The organism is Proteus genomosp. 6, assembly GCF_040139785.1.
Classification (GTDB): domain Bacteria; phylum Pseudomonadota; class Gammaproteobacteria; order Enterobacterales; family Enterobacteriaceae; genus Proteus.
In genome coordinates this window covers 1-18,835 of record NZ_JBEEVJ010000022.1, presented here as the reverse complement: position 1 = coordinate 18,835, position 18,835 = coordinate 1, and the positions used below count along the sequence as shown (strand labels likewise).

The 18,835-nt window shown below is 56.2% G+C and carries 17 protein-coding genes and 4 pseudogenes; 12 read left to right on the top strand and 9 right to left on the bottom strand.

What is annotated here, in order from left to right:
- Positions 1-77: 77 nt before the first annotated feature.
- The 5 genes and pseudogenes from ABN212_RS18940 to ABN212_RS18140 form a co-directional block, all read left to right on the top strand.
- A pseudogene (locus ABN212_RS18940) lies at positions 78-128 on the top strand (hypothetical protein); the annotation flags it as partial.
- 99 nt (positions 129-227) lie between these two features.
- Positions 228-428, top strand: a complete 201-nt coding sequence (locus ABN212_RS18935) for a DUF3330 domain-containing protein (protein WP_000993264.1) — start codon at positions 228-230, stop codon at positions 426-428.
- A gap of 125 nt (positions 429-553) precedes the next feature.
- Complete coding sequence (locus ABN212_RS18150; RefSeq protein ID WP_000147567.1) at positions 554-1,114, top strand: recombinase family protein; 561 nt, start codon at positions 554-556, stop codon at positions 1,112-1,114.
- Between the two features lie 2 nt (positions 1,115-1,116).
- A complete protein-coding gene (locus tag ABN212_RS18145) occupies positions 1,117-4,068 on the top strand; it encodes a Tn3-like element TnAs3 family transposase (protein WP_015344976.1) in 2,952 nt (983 codons plus the stop codon).
- Complete coding sequence (locus ABN212_RS18140) at positions 4,002-4,478, top strand: hypothetical protein (protein WP_223171565.1); 477 nt, start codon at positions 4,002-4,004, stop codon at positions 4,476-4,478. The genes ABN212_RS18145 and ABN212_RS18140 overlap by 67 nt, the downstream gene beginning before the upstream one ends.
- A gap of 84 nt (positions 4,479-4,562) precedes the next feature.
- Here ABN212_RS18140 and ABN212_RS18135 read toward each other — a convergent pair whose 3' ends face one another.
- Positions 4,563-5,267: an IS6-like element IS1006 family transposase gene (locus ABN212_RS18135; RefSeq protein WP_001067784.1), complete on the bottom strand. Its 705-nt coding sequence runs from the start codon at positions 5,265-5,267 to the stop codon at positions 4,563-4,565.
- A gap of 63 nt (positions 5,268-5,330) precedes the next feature.
- On the opposite strand from ABN212_RS18135, the pseudogene ABN212_RS18130 reads away from it, so the two are divergent.
- The 5 genes and pseudogenes from ABN212_RS18130 to ABN212_RS18110 form a co-directional block, all read left to right on the top strand.
- Positions 5,331-6,161 (top strand): annotated as a pseudogene (locus tag ABN212_RS18130) (IS91-like element ISCR2 family transposase); the annotation flags it as partial.
- A 30-nt stretch (positions 6,162-6,191) separates the two neighbouring features.
- The gene (locus tag ABN212_RS18125) at positions 6,192-7,076 is read left to right on the top strand and encodes a DUF3363 domain-containing protein (protein WP_349443534.1); all 885 of its coding nucleotides are present in this window, start codon (positions 6,192-6,194) and stop codon (positions 7,074-7,076) included.
- Between the two features lie 222 nt (positions 7,077-7,298).
- Positions 7,299-8,513: a chloramphenicol/florfenicol efflux MFS transporter FloR gene (gene floR, locus ABN212_RS18120; protein WP_000214122.1), complete on the top strand. Its 1,215-nt coding sequence runs from the start codon at positions 7,299-7,301 to the stop codon at positions 8,511-8,513.
- 27 nt (positions 8,514-8,540) lie between these two features.
- A complete protein-coding gene (locus tag ABN212_RS18115) occupies positions 8,541-8,846 on the top strand; it encodes a LysR family transcriptional regulator (protein WP_001255015.1) in 306 nt (101 codons plus the stop codon).
- 111 nt (positions 8,847-8,957) lie between these two features.
- The gene (locus ABN212_RS18110; RefSeq protein WP_001120888.1) at positions 8,958-10,451 is read left to right on the top strand and encodes an IS91-like element ISCR2 family transposase; all 1,494 of its coding nucleotides are present in this window, start codon (positions 8,958-8,960) and stop codon (positions 10,449-10,451) included.
- 175 nt (positions 10,452-10,626) lie between these two features.
- Here the strand turns inward: ABN212_RS18110 and ABN212_RS18105 are convergent, their stop codons facing one another.
- Both ABN212_RS18105 and sul2 read right to left on the bottom strand, forming a co-directional pair.
- Complete coding sequence (locus tag ABN212_RS18105; protein WP_000251875.1) at positions 10,627-10,929, bottom strand: phosphoglucosamine mutase; 303 nt, start codon at positions 10,927-10,929, stop codon at positions 10,627-10,629.
- A gap of 86 nt (positions 10,930-11,015) precedes the next feature.
- Positions 11,016-11,831 (bottom strand): sulfonamide-resistant dihydropteroate synthase Sul2, encoded by an 816-nt coding sequence (sul2, locus tag ABN212_RS18100; RefSeq protein WP_001043260.1) that lies wholly within the window; start codon positions 11,829-11,831, stop codon positions 11,016-11,018.
- A gap of 89 nt (positions 11,832-11,920) precedes the next feature.
- Here sul2 and ABN212_RS18095 point away from each other — a divergent pair.
- A protein-coding gene (locus ABN212_RS18095; protein WP_085940648.1) for an IS4-like element ISAba1 family transposase occupies positions 11,921-13,011 on the top strand; the annotation gives its coding sequence in 2 pieces (ribosomal slippage) (positions 11,921-12,461 and positions 12,461-13,011; 1,092 coding nt in all).
- 196 nt (positions 13,012-13,207) lie between these two features.
- Here the strand turns inward: ABN212_RS18095 and ABN212_RS18090 are convergent.
- The 3 genes and pseudogenes from ABN212_RS18090 to ABN212_RS18080 all read right to left on the bottom strand — a co-directional run.
- A complete protein-coding gene (locus ABN212_RS18090; protein ID WP_006581703.1) occupies positions 13,208-13,693 on the bottom strand; it encodes a hypothetical protein in 486 nt (161 codons plus the stop codon).
- Between the two features lie 37 nt (positions 13,694-13,730).
- A complete protein-coding gene (locus ABN212_RS18085) occupies positions 13,731-13,859 on the bottom strand; it encodes a hypothetical protein (RefSeq protein WP_032073144.1) in 129 nt (42 codons plus the stop codon).
- Positions 13,860-13,918: 59 nt separating this feature from the next.
- A pseudogene (locus ABN212_RS18080) lies at positions 13,919-15,418 on the bottom strand (Tn3 family transposase); the annotation flags it as partial.
- Between the two features lie 85 nt (positions 15,419-15,503).
- On the opposite strand from ABN212_RS18080, the gene ABN212_RS18075 reads away from it, so the two are divergent.
- Positions 15,504-16,256 carry an IS6 family transposase gene (locus tag ABN212_RS18075; protein ID WP_000602738.1) on the top strand — a complete coding sequence of 251 codons (753 nt, stop codon included), beginning with the start codon at positions 15,504-15,506 and terminating at the stop codon, positions 16,254-16,256.
- 62 nt (positions 16,257-16,318) lie between these two features.
- Here the strand turns inward: ABN212_RS18075 and ABN212_RS18930 are convergent.
- The 3 genes and pseudogenes from ABN212_RS18930 to aac(3)-IVa all read right to left on the bottom strand — a co-directional run.
- Positions 16,319-16,603: pseudogene (locus ABN212_RS18930) on the bottom strand (AAC(3) family N-acetyltransferase); the annotation flags it as partial.
- Positions 16,604-16,677: 74 nt separating this feature from the next.
- Entirely contained in the window at positions 16,678-17,703 is a 1,026-nt protein-coding gene (gene aph(4)-Ia / locus ABN212_RS18070; protein ID WP_000742814.1) for an aminoglycoside O-phosphotransferase APH(4)-Ia, read from the bottom strand.
- Between the two features lie 228 nt (positions 17,704-17,931).
- Positions 17,932-18,708, bottom strand: a complete 777-nt coding sequence (gene aac(3)-IVa, locus ABN212_RS18065; RefSeq protein WP_001199192.1) for an aminoglycoside N-acetyltransferase AAC(3)-IVa — start codon at positions 18,706-18,708, stop codon at positions 17,932-17,934.
- Between the last annotated feature and the right edge of the window lie 127 nt (positions 18,709-18,835).

The following is an 18,835-nucleotide window of genomic DNA, read 5'->3' as shown; positions in this document are numbered from 1 at the left end:
CTGATGGATCCAACCCCTCCGCTGCTATAGTGCAGTCGGCTTCTGACGTTCAGTGCAGCCGTCTTCTGAAAACGACAATGGAGGTGGTAGCCGAGGGTGTGGAAACACCCGACTGCCTTGCGTGGTTGCGGCAGGCGGGTTGCGACACGGTGCAGGGTTTCCTGTTCGCCAGGCCGATGCCGGCGGCGGCCTTCGTCGGCTTCGTCAACCAATGGAGGAACACCACCATGAACGCCAATGAACCGAGCACCAGTTGCTGCGTGTGCTGCAAGGAAATCCCGCTCGATGCCGCCTTCACACCGGAAGGGGCCGAGTACGTGGAGCATTTCTGCGGGCTGGAGTGCTATCAGCGCTTCCAGGCGCGGGCCAGCACTGCGACCGAAACCAGCGTCAAACCGGACGCTTGTGATTCGCCGCCGTCAGGTTGAGGCATACCCTAACCTGATGTCAGATGCCATGTGTAAATTGCGTCAGGATAGGATTGAATTTTGAATTTATTGACATATCTCGTTGAAGGTCATAGAGTCTTCCCTGACATTTTGCAGGGAATTCCATGACTGGACAGCGCATTGGGTATATCAGGGTCAGCACCTTCGACCAGAACCCGGAACGGCAACTGGAAGGCGTCAAGGTTGATCGCGCTTTTAGCGACAAGGCATCCGGCAAGGATGTCAAGCGTCCGCAACTGGAAGCGCTGATAAGCTTCGCCCGCACCGGCGACACCGTGGTGGTGCATAGCATGGATCGCCTGGCGCGCAATCTCGATGATTTGCGCCGGATCGTGCAAACGCTGACACAACGCGGCGTGCATATCGAATTCGTCAAGGAACACCTCAGTTTTACTGGCGAAGACTCTCCGATGGCGAACCTGATGCTCTCGGTGATGGGCGCGTTCGCCGAGTTCGAGCGCGCCCTGATCCGCGAGCGTCAGCGCGAGGGTATTGCGCTCGCCAAGCAACGCGGGGCTTACCGTGGCAGGAAGAAATCCCTGTCGTCTGAGCGTATTGCCGAACTGCGCCAACGTGTCGAGGCTGGCGAGCAAAAGACCAAGCTTGCTCGTGAATTCGGAATCAGTCGCGAAACCCTGTATCAATACTTGAGAACGGATCAGTAAATATGCCACGTCGTTCCATCCTGTCCGCCGCCGAGCGGGAAAGCCTGCTGGCGTTGCCGGACTCCAAGGACGACCTGATCCGACATTACACATTCAACGATACCGACCTCTCGATCATCCGACAGCGGCGCGGGCCAGCCAATCGGCTGGGCTTCGCGGTGCAGCTCTGTTACCTGCGCTTTCCCGGCGTCATCCTGGGCGTCGATGAACTACCGTTCCCGCCCTTGTTGAAGCTGGTCGCCGACCAGCTCAAGGTCGGCGTCGAAAGCTGGAACGAGTACGGCCAGCGGGAGCAGACCCGGCGCGAGCACCTGAGCGAGCTGCAAACCGTGTTCGGTTTCCGGCCCTTCACCATGAGCCATTACCGGCAGGCCGTCCAGATGCTGACCGAGCTGGCGATGCAAACCGACAAAGGCATCGTGCTGGCCAGCGCCTTGATCGGGCACCTGCGGCGGCAGTCGGTCATTCTGCCCGCCCTCAACGCCGTCGAGCGGGCGAGTGCCGAGGCGATCACCCGTGCTAACCGGCGCATCTACGACGCCTTGGCCGAACCACTGGCGGACGCGCATCGCCGCCGCCTCGACGATCTGCTCAAGCGCCGGGACAACGGCAAGACGACCTGGTTGGCTTGGTTGCGCCAGTCTCCGGCCAAGCCAAATTCGCGGCATATGCTGGAACACATCGAACGCCTCAAGGCATGGCAGGCACTCGATCTGCCTACCGGCATCGAGCGGCTGGTTCACCAGAACCGCCTGCTCAAGATTGCCCGCGAGGGCGGCCAGATGACACCCGCCGACCTGGCCAAATTCGAGCCGCAACGGCGCTACGCCACTCTCGTGGCGCTGGCCACCGTCACCGACGAAATCATCGACCTGCACGACCGCATCCTGGGTAAGCTGTTTAACGCTGCCAAGAATAAGCATCAGCAGCAGTTCCAGGCGTCAGGCAAGGCCATCAACGCCAAGGTACGTCTGTACGGGCGCATCGGTCAGGCGCTGATCGACGCCAAGCAATCAGGCCGCGATGCGTTTGCCGCCATCGAGGCCGTCATGTCCTGGGATTCCTTTGCCGAGAGCGTCACCGAGGCGCAGAAGCTCGCGCAACCCGATGACTTCGATTTCCTGCATCGCATCGGCGAGAGCTACGCCACCCTGCGCCGCTATGCACCGGAATTCCTTGCCGTGCTCAAGCTGCGGGCCGCGCCCGCCGCCAAAAACGTGCTTGATGCCATTGAGGTGCTGCGCGGCATGAACACCGACAACGCCCGCAAGCTGCCAGCCGATGCACCGACCGGCTTCATCAAGCCGCGCTGGCAGAAACTGGTGATGACCGACGCCGGCATCGACCGGCGCTACTACGAACTGTGCGCGCTGTCCGAGTTGAAGAACTCCCTGCGCTCGGGCGACATCTGGGTGCAGGGTTCACGCCAGTTCAAGGACTTCGAGGACTACCTGGTACCGCCCGAGAAGTTCACCAGCCTCAAGCAGTCCAGCGAATTGCCGCTGGCCGTGGCCACCGACTGCGAACAATATCTGCATGAGCGGCTGACGCTGCTGGAAGCACAACTTGCCACCGTCAACCGCATGGCGGCAGCCAACGACCTGCCGGATGCCATCATCACCGAGTCGGGCTTGAAGATCACGCCGCTGGATGCGGCGGTGCCCGACACCGCGCAGGCGCTGATAGACCAGACAGCCATGGTCCTGCCGCACGTCAAGATCACCGAACTGCTGCTCGAAGTCGATGAGTGGACGGGCTTCACCCGGCACTTCACGCACTTGAAATCGGGCGATCTGGCCAAGGACAAGAACCTGTTGTTGACCACGATCCTGGCCGACGCGATCAACCTGGGCCTGACCAAGATGGCCGAGTCCTGCCCCGGCACGACCTACGCGAAGCTCGCTTGGCTGCAAGCCTGGCATACCCGCGACGAAACGTACTCGACAGCGTTGGCTGAACTGGTCAACGCTCAGTTTCGGCATCCCTTTGCCGGGCACTGGGGCGATGGCACCACATCATCATCGGACGGACAGAATTTCCGAACCGCTAGCAAGGCAAAGAGCACGGGGCACATCAACCCAAAATATGGCAGCAGCCCAGGACGGACTTTCTACACCCACATCTCCGACCAATACGCGCCATTCCACACCAAGGTGGTCAATGTCGGCCTGCGCGACTCAACCTACGTGCTCGACGGCCTGCTGTACCACGAATCCGACCTGCGGATCGAGGAGCACTACACCGACACGGCGGGCTTCACCGATCACGTCTTCGCCCTGATGCACCTCTTGGGCTTCCGCTTCGCGCCGCGCATCCGCGACCTGGGCGACACCAAGCTCTACATCCCGAAGGGCGATGCCGCCTATGACGCGCTCAAGCCGATGATCGGCGGCACGCTCAACATCAAGCACGTCCGCGCCCATTGGGACGAAATCCTGCGGCTGGCCACCTCGATCAAGCAGGGCACGGTGACGGCCTCGCTGATGCTCAGGAAACTCGGCAGCTACCCGCGCCAGAACGGCTTGGCCGTCGCGCTGCGCGAGTTGGGCCGCATCGAGCGCACGCTGTTCATCCTCGACTGGCTGCAAAGCGTCGAGCTACGCCGCCGCGTGCATGCCGGGCTGAACAAGGGCGAGGCGCGCAATGCGCTGGCCCGTGCCGTGTTCTTCAACCGCCTTGGTGAAATCCGTGACCGCAGTTTCGAGCAGCAGCGCTACCGGGCCAGCGGCCTCAACCTGGTGACGGCGGCCATCGTGCTGTGGAACACGGTCTACCTGGAGCGTGCGGCGCATGCGTTGCGCGGCAATGGTCATGCCGTCGATGACTCGCTATTGCAGTACCTGTCGCCACTCGGCTGGGAGCACATCAACCTGACCGGTGATTACCTATGGCGCAGCAGCGCCAAGATCGGCGCGGGGAAGTTCAGGCCGCTACGGCCTCTGCAACCGGCTTAGCGTGCTTTATTTTCCGTTTTCTGAGACGACCCCTAGTTGTTTGCGGTCTTGCGTGGCAGGGAGCAGGCATCTTTAACTTGCCTTTCACAGTGATGCTATGGACTATCATTAGATTAATTATCGTGGTATCGCTTGTATTTATTACTGGAAAATTCGGTCTATCAAGAGAGTTTACTTTCCCCGCAGCAGCAGTAGGTTTAGCTTTTAGTTTATTCCCTGTCCTTGATCATATTGCGTTAGGTTATTCTGCTAAAAATTTCTATGAAACCACTAATTTTATGGGGCAAACGGTTCGGGAATTTGGTGCCAGTAAAATTACGGTCTGGTGGGGTTCGATTTATGCCAAAATAGCCTATGCTAGCCTTGCAGGTTTAATTGGATATGGTGTTAAGGTCGCCACTGATGATTAAAAAAGAAAAACCAACTTGAAGTTGGTTTTTTTGGCACTGTTGCAAATAGAGATTTGAGTCGATGATGTTCCCTTTAAAAAGTACTTAGAGACCGAAAACCCTGTTGATTAGACACACTTCACCCTGAGGCTGACCATAATAAAATGACGATGCTTGTCCTTTACGTAGTGCACGCATGACTTCAATACCTTTAATTGTGGCATAAGCCGTCTTCATAGATTTGAATCCTAATGTGGCCCTGATGATCCGCTTTAGCTTGCCATGATCACATTCAATCACGTTATTTTTATACTTAATCTGCCTGTGCTCAAGGTCTGGTGGACATTTACCTTCCCGTTTTAACCGTGATAAAGCACGTCCATATGTGGGTGCTTTATCCGTGTTGATCACTTGTGGAATTTGCCACTTCTTCACATTATTTAAAATTTTTCCAAGAAAACAATATGCTGATTTGGTATTACGTCTAGAAGAAAGATAAAAATCAATGGTATCGCCACGTTGATCGACTGCACGATACAGATAAGACCATCGTCCATTCACTTTTACATAGGTTTCATCAATATGCCACGAGCTCAGATCTGTAGGATTACGCCAATACCAGCGTAAACGTTTTTCTATTTCAGGAGCATAACGTTGAACCCAACGGTAAATAGTCGTGTGATCAACATTCACACCCCGTTCGGCCAGCATTTCCTGCAGTTCACGATAGCTAATGCCATATTTACAATACCAGCGCACAGCCCAAAGAATGATTTCGCCCTGAAAATGCCGACCATGGAAAGGATTCATATGCTGCACCTTTAGCTAAAACAGTCTTCAGCTTACCATTCGTGGTTATTTGCAACAGTGCCGCTGACGCACACCATCGCCCACCGGGTGGGTCGCTATCTGGAACGGCAAGGCCTGCTGGAACGGGATGTCGAAAACAGCTATCTGGCCTCGGATGCGGTGGATGACGACCCGATGACACCCCTGCTGGGGCACTCGATCACTTACCGTATCGCTGTCGGTTCACAGGCGGGGCGAAAGGTGTTCACTTTGCAAACTCTGCCGACCAGTGGTGATCCGTTCGGTGACGGGATTGGCAAGGTAGCCGGGTCCAGCCTGCACGCCGGCGTGGCGGCCAGGGCCGATGAACGCAAGAAGCTCGAACGGCTGTGCCGGTACATCAGCCGCCCGGCGGTATCCGAGAAGCGGCTGTCGTTAACACGAGGCGGCAACGTGCGCTACCAGCTCAAGACGCCGTACCGGGACGGCACCACGCACGTCATTTTCGAACCATTGGATTTCATTGCAAGGCTGGCCGCCCTGGTACCGAAGCCCAGAGTCAACCTAACCCGCTTCCACGGGGTGTTCGCACCCAACAGTCGGCACCGGGCGTTGGTCACGCCGGCAAAACGGGGCAGGGGCAACAAGGTCAGGGTGGCTGATGAACCGGCAACACCAGCACAACGGCGAGCGTCGATGACATGGGCGCAACGGCTCAAGCGTGTTTTCAATATCGACATCGAGACCTGCAGCGGCTGCGGCGGCGCCATGAAAGTCATCGCCTGCATTGAAGACCCTATAGTGATCAAGCAGATCCTTGATCACCTGAAGCACAAAGCCGAAACCAGCGGGACCAGGGCGTTACCCGAAAGCCGGGCGCCACCGGCTGAGCTGCTCCTGGGTCTGTTTGACTGACGAGCCTGAAGGCCAACGATACCAATCAAAATGCTGCGTTCACAGCGCCGCGGCAGGGATCCGCCGTGCTGGTTGTCGGAAAAGGAGCCGCTAGTGGGAAAGAGGAGGGTAAATTTTCAGCGTTGCTGGCTCCCCGTCAGCCGGATTGGGTTGCATCGCAGGGGTGTCGAAAGAGTCAACTGCGGTCCAAAGCTGTTGGACTTGGGTGAAAAGGGCGTTTATTCTTCCTATACGTGCCGCGTTCCAGGCGGCGACTATGAGGGCTATGTCGATGCCCATGTGCGCCGGCTGGAGGCGCTACGCCGGGCCGGTATCGTCGAGTGGATCGACGCCGACCAATGGCGCATCCCCGATGATCTGGTCAGCCGTGCCGCCGCCCATGACGCCGGCCGAGACAGTCAGGCCAGCGTTCGCGTCCTTTCCCCGGTCGATCTGAACAAACAGATCGGATCGGACGGCGCGACCTGGCTGGACCGGCGGCTGATCCACGGCGAGACGGCCGACCTTGCGCCAACCGGCTTCGGGCAACAAGTCCGCGAAGCCATGGACCAGCGCCGCGAGCACCATATCGAACAGGGCGACGCCACCCGCAGCCGGGACAGCCGCGTCTTCTACCGGCGCAACCTTCTCGCCATCCTGCGGGAGCGCGAGGTAGCCGGCGTCGGATCGGATATGGCTTTGAGTAAGGGCCTGCCGTTCCGCGCCGCCACGGACGGCGAGAGCGTCAGCGGCAAGTTTACCGGAACCGTGCATCTATCGAGCGGCAAGTTCGCCGTGGTCGAGAAATCCCATGAGTTCACCCTTGTCCCGTGGCGGCCGATCATCGACCGCCAACTCGGCCGCGAGGTTATGGGCATCGTGCAGGGCGGGTCGGTGTCGTGGCAGTTAGGGCGGCAGAGGGGGCTGGAACGCTGAGTGCGCCCATGCCGCATTGCGAAGCAAAAGATAATCGGATAAAATGTAGCAATTCATATTCGTAAGCGTGGAGTAATCAGATGGGAAATTCCAAGTCAGCAGACAAGTAAGCCGCAACAACCAGTATTGTTGTTGCGGCGCTCTGTAAGGCTAGTCTCATCTGATTGCTGACGAGCAGACGTCGCCCGGTATTCCTTAATCTTAATCGAGGGTTGATTCGTCATGACCACCACACGCCCCGCGTGGGCCTATACGCTGCCGGCAGCACTGCTGCTGATGGCTCCTTTCGACATCCTCGCTTCACTGGCGATGGATATTTATCTCCCTGTCGTTCCAGCGATGCCCGGCATCCTGAACACGACGCCCGCTATGATCCAACTCACGTTGAGCCTCTATATGGTGATGCTCGGCGTGGGCCAGGTGATTTTTGGTCCGCTCTCAGACAGAATCGGGCGACGGCCAATTCTACTTGCGGGCGCAACGGCTTTCGTCATTGCGTCTCTGGGAGCAGCTTGGTCTTCAACTGCACCGGCCTTTGTCGCTTTCCGTCTACTTCAAGCAGTGGGCGCGTCGGCCATGCTGGTGGCGACGTTCGCGACGGTTCGCGACGTTTATGCCAACCGTCCTGAGGGTGTCGTCATCTACGGCCTTTTCAGTTCGATGCTGGCGTTCGTGCCTGCGCTCGGCCCTATCGCCGGAGTATTGATCGGCGAGTTCTTGGGATGGCAGGCGATATTCATTACTTTGGCTATACTGGCGATGCTCGCACTCCTAAATGCGGGTTTCAGGTGGCACGAAACCCGCCCTCTGGATCAAGTCAAGACGCGCCGATCTGTCTTGCCGATCTTCGCGAGTCCGGCTTTTTGGGTTTACACTGTCGGCTTTAGCGCCGGTATGGGCACCTACTTCGTCTTCTTCTCGACGGCTCCCCGTGTGCTCATAGGCCAAGCGGAATATTCCGAGATCGGATTCAGCTTTGCCTTCGCCACTGTCGCGCTTGTAATGATCGTGACAACCCGTTTCGCGAAGTCCTTTGTCGCCAGATGGGGCATCGCAGGATGCGTGGCGCGTGGGATGGCGTTGCTTGTTTGCGGAGCGGTCCTGTTGGGGATCGGCGAACTTTACGGCTCGCCGTCATTCCTCACCTTCATCCTACCGATGTGGGTTGTCGCGGTCGGTATTGTCTTCACGGTGTCCGTTACCGCGAACGGCGCTTTGGCAGAGTTCGACGACATCGCGGGATCAGCGGTCGCGTTCTACTTCTGCGTTCAAAGCCTGATAGTCAGCATTGTCGGGACATTGGCGGTGGCACTTTTAAACGGTGACACAGCGTGGCCCGTGATCTGTTACGCCACGGCGATGGCGGTACTGGTTTCGTTGGGGCTGGTGCTCCTTCGGCTCCGTGGGGCTGCCACCGAGAAGTCGCCAGTCGTCTAACCGACGACTGGTAGCAGGCCCGCTCCGATGCGGCGCACTAACCATCGAAACCTCGTGAATGTCGGTATCCTGTCTGGCAGGATACCGCTCATTTCCCTTGTTCAGTTCATCGCCGTCGCCGAGCATCTGAATTTTCGGCATGCGGCCAAGGCACTTGGTATCAGCCAGTCGAGCGTCAGCGCGCGTGTGAAAGCGCTGGAGGATAACCTTGGTGTCCTGCTATTTGAGCGCCATGCGCGGGGCGTTCGGCTAACAGACGCAGGCAGGCACTTCATGGAGCGTGTCACGGCGGGTGTCGATCAACTCGATCACGCAGTGAAGACCGCGGAGTGACGGGCACTGGCTGGCAATGTCTAGCAACGGCAGGCATTTCGGCTGAGGGTAAAAGAACTTTCCGCTAAGCGATAGACTGTATGTAAACACAGTATTGCAAGGACGCGGAACATGCCTCATGTGGCGGCCAGGACGGCCAGCCGGGATCGGGATACTGGTCGTTACCAGAGCCACCGACCCGAGCAAACCCTTCTCTATCAGATCGTTGACGAGTATTACCCGGCATTCGCTGCGCTTATGGCAGAGCAGGGAAAGGAATTGCCGGGCTATGTGCAACGGGAATTTGAAGAATTTCTCCAATGCGGGCGGCTGGAGCATGGCTTTCTACGGGTTCGCTGCGAGTCTTGCCACGCCGAGCACCTGGTCGCTTTCAGCTGTAAGCGTCGCGGTTTCTGCCCGAGCTGTGGGGCGCGGCGGATGGCCGAAAGTGCCGCCTTGCTGGTTGATGAAGTACTGCCTGAACAACCCATGCGTCAGTGGGTGTTGAGCTTCCCGTTTCAGCTGCGTTTCCTGTTTGCCAGCCGGCCCGAGATCATGGGGTGGGTGCTGGGCATCGTTTACCGCGTCATTGCCACGCACCTGGTCAAGAAAGCGGGCCATACCCACCAAGTGGCCAAGACGGGCGCGGTCACCCTGATCCAGCGTTTTGGATCGGCGCTCAATCTGAATGTTCACTTCCACATGCTGTTTCTCGACGGTGTGTATGTCGAGCAATCCCACGGCTCAGCGCGTTTCCGCTGGGTCAAGGCGCCGACCAGCCCAGAGCTCACCCAGCTGACGCACACCATCGCCCACCGGGTGGGTCGCTATCTGGAACGGCAAGGCCTGCTGGAACGGGATGTCGAAAACAGCTATCTGGCCTCGGATGCGGTGGATGACGACCCGATGACACCCCTGCTGGGGCACTCGATCACTTACCGTATCGCTGTCGGTTCACAGGCGGGGCGAAAGGTGTTCACTTTGCAAACTCTGCCGACCAGTGGTGATCCGTTCGGTGACGGGATTGGCAAGGTAGCCGGGTCCAGCCTGCACGCCGGCGTGGCGGCCAGGGCCGATGAACGCAAGAAGCTCGAACGGCTGTGCCGGTACATCAGCCGCCCGGCGGTATCCGAGAAGCGGCTGTCGTTAACACGAGGCGGCAACGTGCGCTACCAGCTCAAGACGCCGTACCGGGACGGCACCACGCACGTCATTTTCGAACCATTGGATTTCATTGCAAGGCTGGCCGCCCTGGTACCGAAGCCCAGAGTCAACCTAACCCGCTTCCACGGGGTGTTCGCACCCAACAGTCGGCACCGGGCGTTGGTCACGCCGGCAAAACGGGGCAGGGGCAACAAGGTCAGGGTGGCTGATGAACCGGCAACACCAGCACAACGGCGAGCGTCGATGACATGGGCGCAACGGCTCAAGCGTGTTTTCAATATCGACATCGAGACCTGCAGCGGCTGCGGCGGCGCCATGAAAGTCATCGCCTGCATTGAAGACCCTATAGTGATCAAGCAGATCCTTGATCACCTGAAGCACAAAGCCGAAACCAGCGGGACCAGGGCGTTACCCGAAAGCCGGGCGCCACCGGCTGAGCTGCTCCTGGGTCTGTTTGACTGACGAGCCTGAAGGCCAACGATACCAATCAAAATGCTGCGTTCACAGCGCCGCGGCAGGGATCCGCCGTGCTGGTTGTCGGAAAAGGAGCCGCTAGTGGGAAAGAGGAGGGTAAATTTTCAGCGTTGCTGGCTCCCCGTCAGCCGGATTGGGTTGCATCGCAGGGGTGTCGAAAGAGTCAACTGCGGTCCAAAGCTGTTGGACTTGGGTGAAAAGGGCGTTTATTCTTCCTATACGTTGTCGGCAGCGGGCCAAAAAGGAATACGTCCATGCCCATCGAGGTGAAACCGGCTGTGAGCGCGGGTTCAAGCATATAGCCCGACAGGCGCGTATCCTTGCCGATCACGACACGATGGCGGTGGTCACCGCGACGAAAGACACGGCCAGCCGCCATGCCGACGCGCAAGGCGGTTTCCGCCGTCATCGCGCCTTCGTTGGCTTTGCCACGAATACCGTCTGTGCCGAAATATTTGCGCACCATAAGGTCGATTATCCTGTCGTCGGGTCGCCCTCAAAGGGGACATGCCTGCTGAACCGCGAATATAGAGAAATATCCCGAATGTGCAGTTAACGAATTCTTGCGGTTTCTTTCAGCGCCGCCAATACCGCCAGCCCGTCGCGCAAGGGGCGCGGCTCGTGTGTGCGGATGAAGTCAGCTCCACCTGCGGCGGCGGCAAGCTCTGCAGCGAGTGTCGCGGCCCCGACATCCCCCGGACCACGGCCTGTGAGCGCGCGCAGAAAGGATTTGCGCGAAACAGACAGAAGCACCGGCAAATCGAAGCGCAGCCGCAATTCATCGAACCGCGCCAGCACCGAGAGCGAGGTTTCGGGAGCAGCCCCCAGAAAAAACCCCATGCCGGGATCAAGGACAAGGCGGTTGCGTTTGATACCGGCACCCGTCAGCGCCGCGATGCGCGCGTCAAAGAACGCCGCAATGTGATCCATGATGTCGCCAGCGGGTGCCTCGCGCCGATCTGCCTGCCCGTCTTGCACCGAATGCATAACGACGAGTTTGGCAGATGATTTCGCCAATTGCGGATAGAACGCAGCGTCTGGAAAACCGCGAATATCATTGAGATAGGCCACACCACGCGACAAGGCATAGGCTTGCGTCGCGGGTTGATAACTGTCGAGCGAGACGGGAATGCCATCTGCCTTGAGCGCGTCCAGCACCGGCGCGATACGCGCGATTTCTGTGTCGGACGAAACAGGCGCGGCGTCGGGATTGCTGGATGCCGGACCGAGGTCGATCACATCTGCCCCCTCGGCCATCAGCTTACGCGCCTGCGCAATGGCTGCGTCTGGCGCCAGATACCGGCCTCCATCGGAGAAACTGTCCGAGGTTATGTTGACGATGCCGAAAATGATGAGCGATTTATTCATGGGGGCTTCTATAATAATCTCTGTACACGACAAAAATAGATAACTCATTGAAATAATGTCACAATAATTGTTTTCTAACGACGAATACTATGACACATCTCAATGAGTTATATCTTATCTTAAACAAATCTCTAAAATGGAACAAGTCACATTTAAAGTGCTTTGCGCTCATCATGCTTGTGATTATTTTAAAGCAAACATGTAATCTTTCTTCTGCATCTAAAGCCTTGCCCATCAAGTGTTTACCACAATCATTTTATCGACGTATGCAGCGCTTCTTTGCAGGTCAGTATTTTGATTATCGTCAAATTTCTCAGTTGATTTTCAATATGTTTTCATTCGACCAAGTGCAACTGACTTTAGATAGAACCAATTGGAAATGGGGAAAACGAAATATTAATATCCTGATGCTCGCAATCGTTTATCGTGGAATAGCGATACCTATCCTTTGGACATTGCTTAATAAACGTGGAAATTCAGATACGAAAGAGCGTATTGCTTTGATTCAACGCTTTATAGCCATTTTTGGTAAAGACCGTATTGTGAATGTGTTCGCAGACAGAGAGTTTATCGGTGAGCAGTGGTTTACATGGTTAATTGAACAAGACATCAACTTCTGCATTCGTGTTAAAAAAACTTCATTGTCACCAATCATTTAGGAAAGAATCATAAAATTAGTGATTTATTTCGCCATCTTAAAGTTGGTCAAATTGAATGTCGTAAACGACGGATTTTGGTTGGTCGGGTGAAACTATATATAAGTGCACTACAGTTAGAAAATGGAGAGCTTTTACTCGTCGTTTCTCCTCAGTTTAATGCCAATGCTATTCAGGATTATGCATTACGCTGGGAAATTGAAACCTTATTCAGTTGTCTCAAAGGACGCGGGTTTAATCTTGAAAATACGCGCTTGACAGACCCTAGACGAGTGAAAAAATTGATTGCGGTGTTAGCTATAAGCTTCTGTTGGTGTTACTTAACGGGTGAATGGCAACATAATCAAAAAAAAGCGATAAAAATAAAGAAGCATGGACGACTCTCAATGAGTTTATTTCGCTATGGTTTAGACTATGTTCAAATGGCGATTCAGCGTTTAATTGGTTTTGGGAAAAAAGAAGAGTTTAAGGAAATTTTGGCAATTTTAAGAAAGCAGAATCCTGATAGGATAAGGGTTCTGTGAAATTTGTCGTGTACAGAGTATAATAATAATAATCGAGCATGAGTCTCATACGGATGCTCGGGTCGAAAGGGAATCCCCAGGCGAGTAACCTGTTTGCGGTGATCCATTAGCTGCAGGAGCAGAAGAGCATACATCTGGAAGCAAAGCCAGGAAAGCGGCCTATGGAGCTGTGCGGCAGCGCTCAGTAGGCAATTTTTCAAAATATTGTTAAGCCTTTTCTGAGCATGGTATTTTTCATGGTATTACCAATTAGCAGGAAAATAAGCCATTGAATATAAAAGATAAAAATGTCTTGTTTACAATAAAGTGGGAGTAGTAATTTCGTTACTTTGTTTAGAATTTCTTCAGAAATATTTCTTAATAAATCGTGTTTTTCAACAAGCGTAAAATTACTTTCTAAAATCTCTTGTTGTTTAGCTCGAGTTTGGGTATAAGCCCCATAATAAAATTGACGAGGATCTTTAAGCACGTACCAATCTTTCATTTGGATTACAGTACGGCCCTTATCGTAAAGATCAAATTCAGGCTGCCATAAAGGTTTGTAATGAAAATTAATTTCTTCCTGAATATCGTAGGTCGCTTCTTGATAACGTGAAGCTGGTTTATCACCAAATCTTTTTTCAATATAAGCATAAGTATTTCTTAAAGGCTTAACTGAAGATGTTTTAATATCAATTTGCATATAAATCTTCCTGATTTTTTAATAAAGACTAGAGTTTTTATTCTCTAATACCGGCCTGTCCAAATCGCCACTTCATGCGGTCATATTCAATCTTTGCAAAATCATCCGTACTTAGGTGCTGTACTTGATGGTGTGCGCAGAATTCTTCAAAAGCCTTGACTGGCATAATCATTTCTACAGCTAACTCTGGATGGGGTCGTTTGCGGGAGGGGGCGGAATCCTACGCTAAGGCTTTGGCCAGCGATATTCTCCGGTGAGATTGATGTGTTCCCATCCGAGCGGCGAAACATGGGCCAAGAGATCGGGCGATAGCAGCTTTCCATCGCGTTTCTGGTTTGCAACGACCTCGCCGAGCTTCATGGTGTTCCAGAAGATGATGATGGCGGCGAGCAGATTCATGCCGGCGATGCGGTAATGCTGGCCTTCGGCGGAACGGTCGCGGATTTCACCGCGGCGGTGGAAGCTGATTGCCCGCTTCAGCGCATGATGAGCTTCGCCTTTGTTGAGCCCGATCTGGGCACGCCGTTGGAGTTCGGCATCCAGAATCCAGTCGATCATGAACAGGGTGCGCTCGACGCGACCGACTTCCCGCAGGGCTGTCGCGAGCTCGTTCTGCCGCGGATAGGAGGCGAGTTTCCGCAGAATCTGGCTTGGCGCGACGGTCCCGGCAGCAATGGTGGCGGCGATGCGCAGGATGTCGGGCCAATTGCGCTCGATCATGGCTTGGTTGACCTTTCCGCCGATCAACGCTCGCAGGTGCGCCGGGGCGGCCGACGGATTGAACGCGTAGAGCCGTTTGGATGGCAGGTCGCGGATGCGCGGAGCGAACCGGTAGCCGAGAATGGCACATGCGGCAAAGACGTGATCGGTGAAGCCGCCCGTGTCGGTGAACTGCTCGCGGATATGGCGTCCAGCATCGTTCATCAGCAGGCCATCGAGGATGTAAGGCGCTTCGCTTGCCGTTGCAGGAATCACCTGGGTTGCGAACGGCGCATATTGGTCGGAGACGTGGCTATAGGCTTTCAGGCCCGGGGTATTGCCATATTTCGCGTTGACCAGGTTCATGGCCTCACCTTGCTCTGTAGCGACGAAGAACTGTCCGTCGCTCGAAGCCGACGTGCCCATGCCCCAGAACCGGGCCATGGGTAACGCTGCCTGTGCCTCGACCACCATGGCCAGCGCCCGGTCATAGGCTTCGCCCTCGACATGCCACCGTCCAATGCGGATCAATTCCCAGAAGGTGTGGGTGTTTGTCGCATCCGCCATTTTGCGCAAGCCGAGGTTGATCCCTTCCGCCAAGATAACGTTCATTAGCCCGATCCGGTCAGCGCAGGGTGCTCCTGTGCGCAGATGGGTGAACGCTTCGGTGAAGCCGGTCGCCGCATCCACCTCCAGCAGGAGATCGGTGATGCGCGTGGGCGGGATCTGCTTGTAGAGATCGAGCACCAGATCTTCGGCGCCTGTCGGCGCGGCGGCTTCGAGTTTCTCGATATGCAGAACGCCGTTTTCAATCGACCCGCCCGGGATCGTGCCTGCGCGAGCGGCACGGCCAAGCTCGCGCAACCGCATGTCGAGGCGAGCTTGCCGGTCTGCCAGCCATTCCTCCGGCCGCAATGGCACAGCGAGACGACCGCCTTCCGCGATGGATTGTGCCGGAACGAGTGCGTGTTTCAGATCGCCATAGCGCCGGGACCTAGTAAGCCAGACATCTCCGGAGCGGAACGCATGGCCTTGTCGCAAATTCTTCAGGTTAACTCGATGTTGACCATGGGGAGAGAAGTTGCCGCTCCTGATATTGCGGAGCGAGCCGATGATTTTGAATACCATTGCCGAAAAGCTGAAGCGCCAGTCGAAGGATGATTTCAAGGGCAGGCATTTCGAGGCCTGGCTGATTGTACAGGCGGTTGCCTGGTACTTGCGCTACCCGCTCAGCTATCGTGACTTGGAAGAGATGTTTCGCGAGCGGGGCTTCGAGGTCGATCATAGCACGATCAACCGCTGGGTATTGGCTTATGCACCTGTCATCGAGAAACGGCTGCGGCAGTTTCGTCGACCCCATTGCGGCTCGGTCCGGATTGATGAGACCTATGTCAAGATCCGCGGCAAATGGCGCTATCTGTACCGAGCCATCGATAAGCATGGCAATCCGGTGGATTTCCTGCTGACCGCTAAGCGCGATCTCGACGCTGCCAAGCGGTTCTTCCGAAAGATGCTTAAAGATGAACCCTTGTTGTCGCCGAACAGGATTGGGACGGACGGGGCCAACACCTTCCCGTCAACGATCAAAACGTCGGTTGATGATGGGCTTCTCCATCCCGATCCCGTGCATTATGTGACCAAACATCTCCAGCAGGGGATTGAGAGCGACCATTTCCGGGTGAAGAAGAACATGCCGAAGATCGGCGGTTTCCAATCCTTTAACACGGCGCGGCGAACCATCGCGGGTTTCGAGGCGATGCTGTGGCTGCGGAAGGGCTTTGGCTTTTCAGGCGGCTGGACCGTCAATGACCAGAATGATTTGCTTGCGCGCCTCTTCGGACTGCAAAAGGTTAACAAAGCATGAAAATACCGGCCTTGGCTGGGTGATAGCTGCCTCCAAAAGTGTTTGCGACACGCCCGGAACAATTCAGCCACTGCACCCATGTTCCGAGTTGGTGTGGTTTGCGGATCGTATGCCGGCATCTCGTTGCGCAAGATCTGCACCCAATCGGCAGGCACGGGCGGCGATCTCCAATCTGCGGGATCAGTCAGATCACCCGAGTGCGTGGGCATGACAATCGTGCCCTGGGGACCAACACAATCCAGAAGGGCCTGAATCACTGCGACCGGCCCTCCCGCGACCCAGCCGAGCGAGCTTAGCGAACTGTGGACGAGAACTGTGCCACCAAGCGTAAGGCCGTTCTCTCGCATTTGCCTTGCTAGGCTCGCGCGAGTTGCTGGCTGAGGCGTTCTCGAAATCAGCTCTTGTTCGGTCGGCATCTACTCTATTCCTTTGCCCTCGGACGAGTGCTGGGGCGTCGGTTTCCACTATCGGCGAGTACTTCTACACAGCCATCGGTCCAGACGGCCGCGCTTCTGCGGGCGATTTGTGTACGCCCGACAGTCCCGGCTCCGGATCGGACGATTGCGTCGCATCGACCCTGCGCCCAAGCTGCATCATCGAAATTGCCGTCAACCAAGCTCTGATAGAGTTGGTCAAGACCAATGCGGAGCATATACGCCCGGAGCCGCGGCGATCCTGCAAGCTCCGGATGCCTCCGCTCGAAGTAGCGCGTCTGCTGCTCCATACAAGCCAACCACGGCCTCCAGAAGAAGATGTTGGCGACCTCGTATTGGGAATCCCCGAACATCGCCTCGCTCCAGTCAATGACCGCTGTTATGCGGCCATTGTCCGTCAGGACATTGTTGGAGCCGAAATCCGCGTGCACGAGGTGCCGGACTTCGGGGCAGTCCTCGGCCCAAAGCATCAGCTCATCGAGAGCCTGCGCGACGGACGCACTGACGGTGTCGTCCATCACAGTTTGCCAGTGATACACATGGGGATCAGCAATCGCGCATATGAAATCACGCCATGTAGTGTATTGACCGATTCCTTGCGGTCCGAATGGGCCGAACCCGCTCGTCTGGCTAAGATCGGCCGCAGCGATCGCATCCATGGCCTCCGCGACCGGCTGCAGAACAGCGGGCAGTTCGGTTTCAGGCAGGTCTTGCAACGTGACACCCTGTGCACGGCGGGAGATGCAATAGGTCAGGCTCTCGCTGAATTCCCCAATGTCAAGCACTTCCGGAATCGGGAGCGCGGCCGATGCAAAGTGCCGATAAACATAACGATCTTTGTAGAAACCATCGGCGCAGCTATTTACCCGCAGGACATATCCACGCCCTCCTACATCGAAGCTGAAAGCGCGAGATTCTTCGCCCTCCGAGAGCTGCATCAGGTCGGAGACGCTGTCGAACTTTTCGATCAGAAACTTCTCGACAGACGTCGCGGTGAGTTCAGGCTTTTTCATATCTCATTGCCCCCGGACGAGCGTCTGCTCCGCCATTCGCCGTCCGCCGTGCCAATCGGATCAGCCGTCCAAATGCGGGATTTTCGTTAGTCGGAGGCCAAACGGCATTGAGCGTCAGCATATCATCAGCGAGCTGAAGAAAGACAATCCCCGATCCGCTCCACGTGTTGCCCCAGCAATCAGCGCGACCTTGCCCCTCCAACGTCATCTCGTTCTCCGCTCATGAGCTCAGCCAATCGACTGGCGAGCGGCATCGCATTCTTCGCATCCCGCCTCTGGCGGATGCAGGAAGATCAACGGATCTCGGCCCAGTTGACCCAGGGCTGTCGCCACAATGTCGCGGGAGCGAATCAACCGAGCAAAGGCATGACCGACTGGACCTTCCTTCTGAAGGCTCTTCTCCTTGAGCCACCTGTCCGCCAAGGCAAAGCGCTCACAGCAGTGGTCATTCTCGAGATAATCGACGCGTACCAACTTGCCATCCTGAAGAATGGTGCAGTGTCTCGGCACCCCATAGGGAACCTTTGCCATCAACTCGGCAAGATGCAGCGTCGTGTTGGCATCGTGTCCCACGCCGAGGAGAAGTACCTGCCCATCGAGTTCATGGACACGGGCGACCGGGCTTGCAGGCGAGTGAGGTGGCAGGGGCAATGGATCAGAGATGATCTGCTCTGCCTGTGGCCCCGCTGCCGCAAAGGCAAATGGATGGGCGCTGCGCTTTACATTTGGCAGGCGCCAGAATGTGTCAGAGACAACTCCAAGGTCCGGTGTAACGGGCGACGTGGCAGGATCGAACGGCTCGTCGTCCAGACCTGACCACGAGGGCATGACGAGCGTCCCTCCCGGACCCAGCGCAGCACGCAGGGCCTCGATCAGTCCAAGTGGCCCATCTTCGAGGGGCCGGACGCTACGGAAGGAGCTGTGGACCAGCAGCACACCGCCGGGGGTAACCCCAAGGTTGAGAAGCTGACCGATGAGCTCGGCTTTTCGCCATTCGTATTGCACGACATTGCACTCCACCGCTGATGACATCAGTCGATCATAGCACGATCAACGGCACTGTTGCAAATAGTCGGTGGTGATAAACTTATCATCCCCTTTTGCTGATGGAGCTGCACATGAACCCATTCAA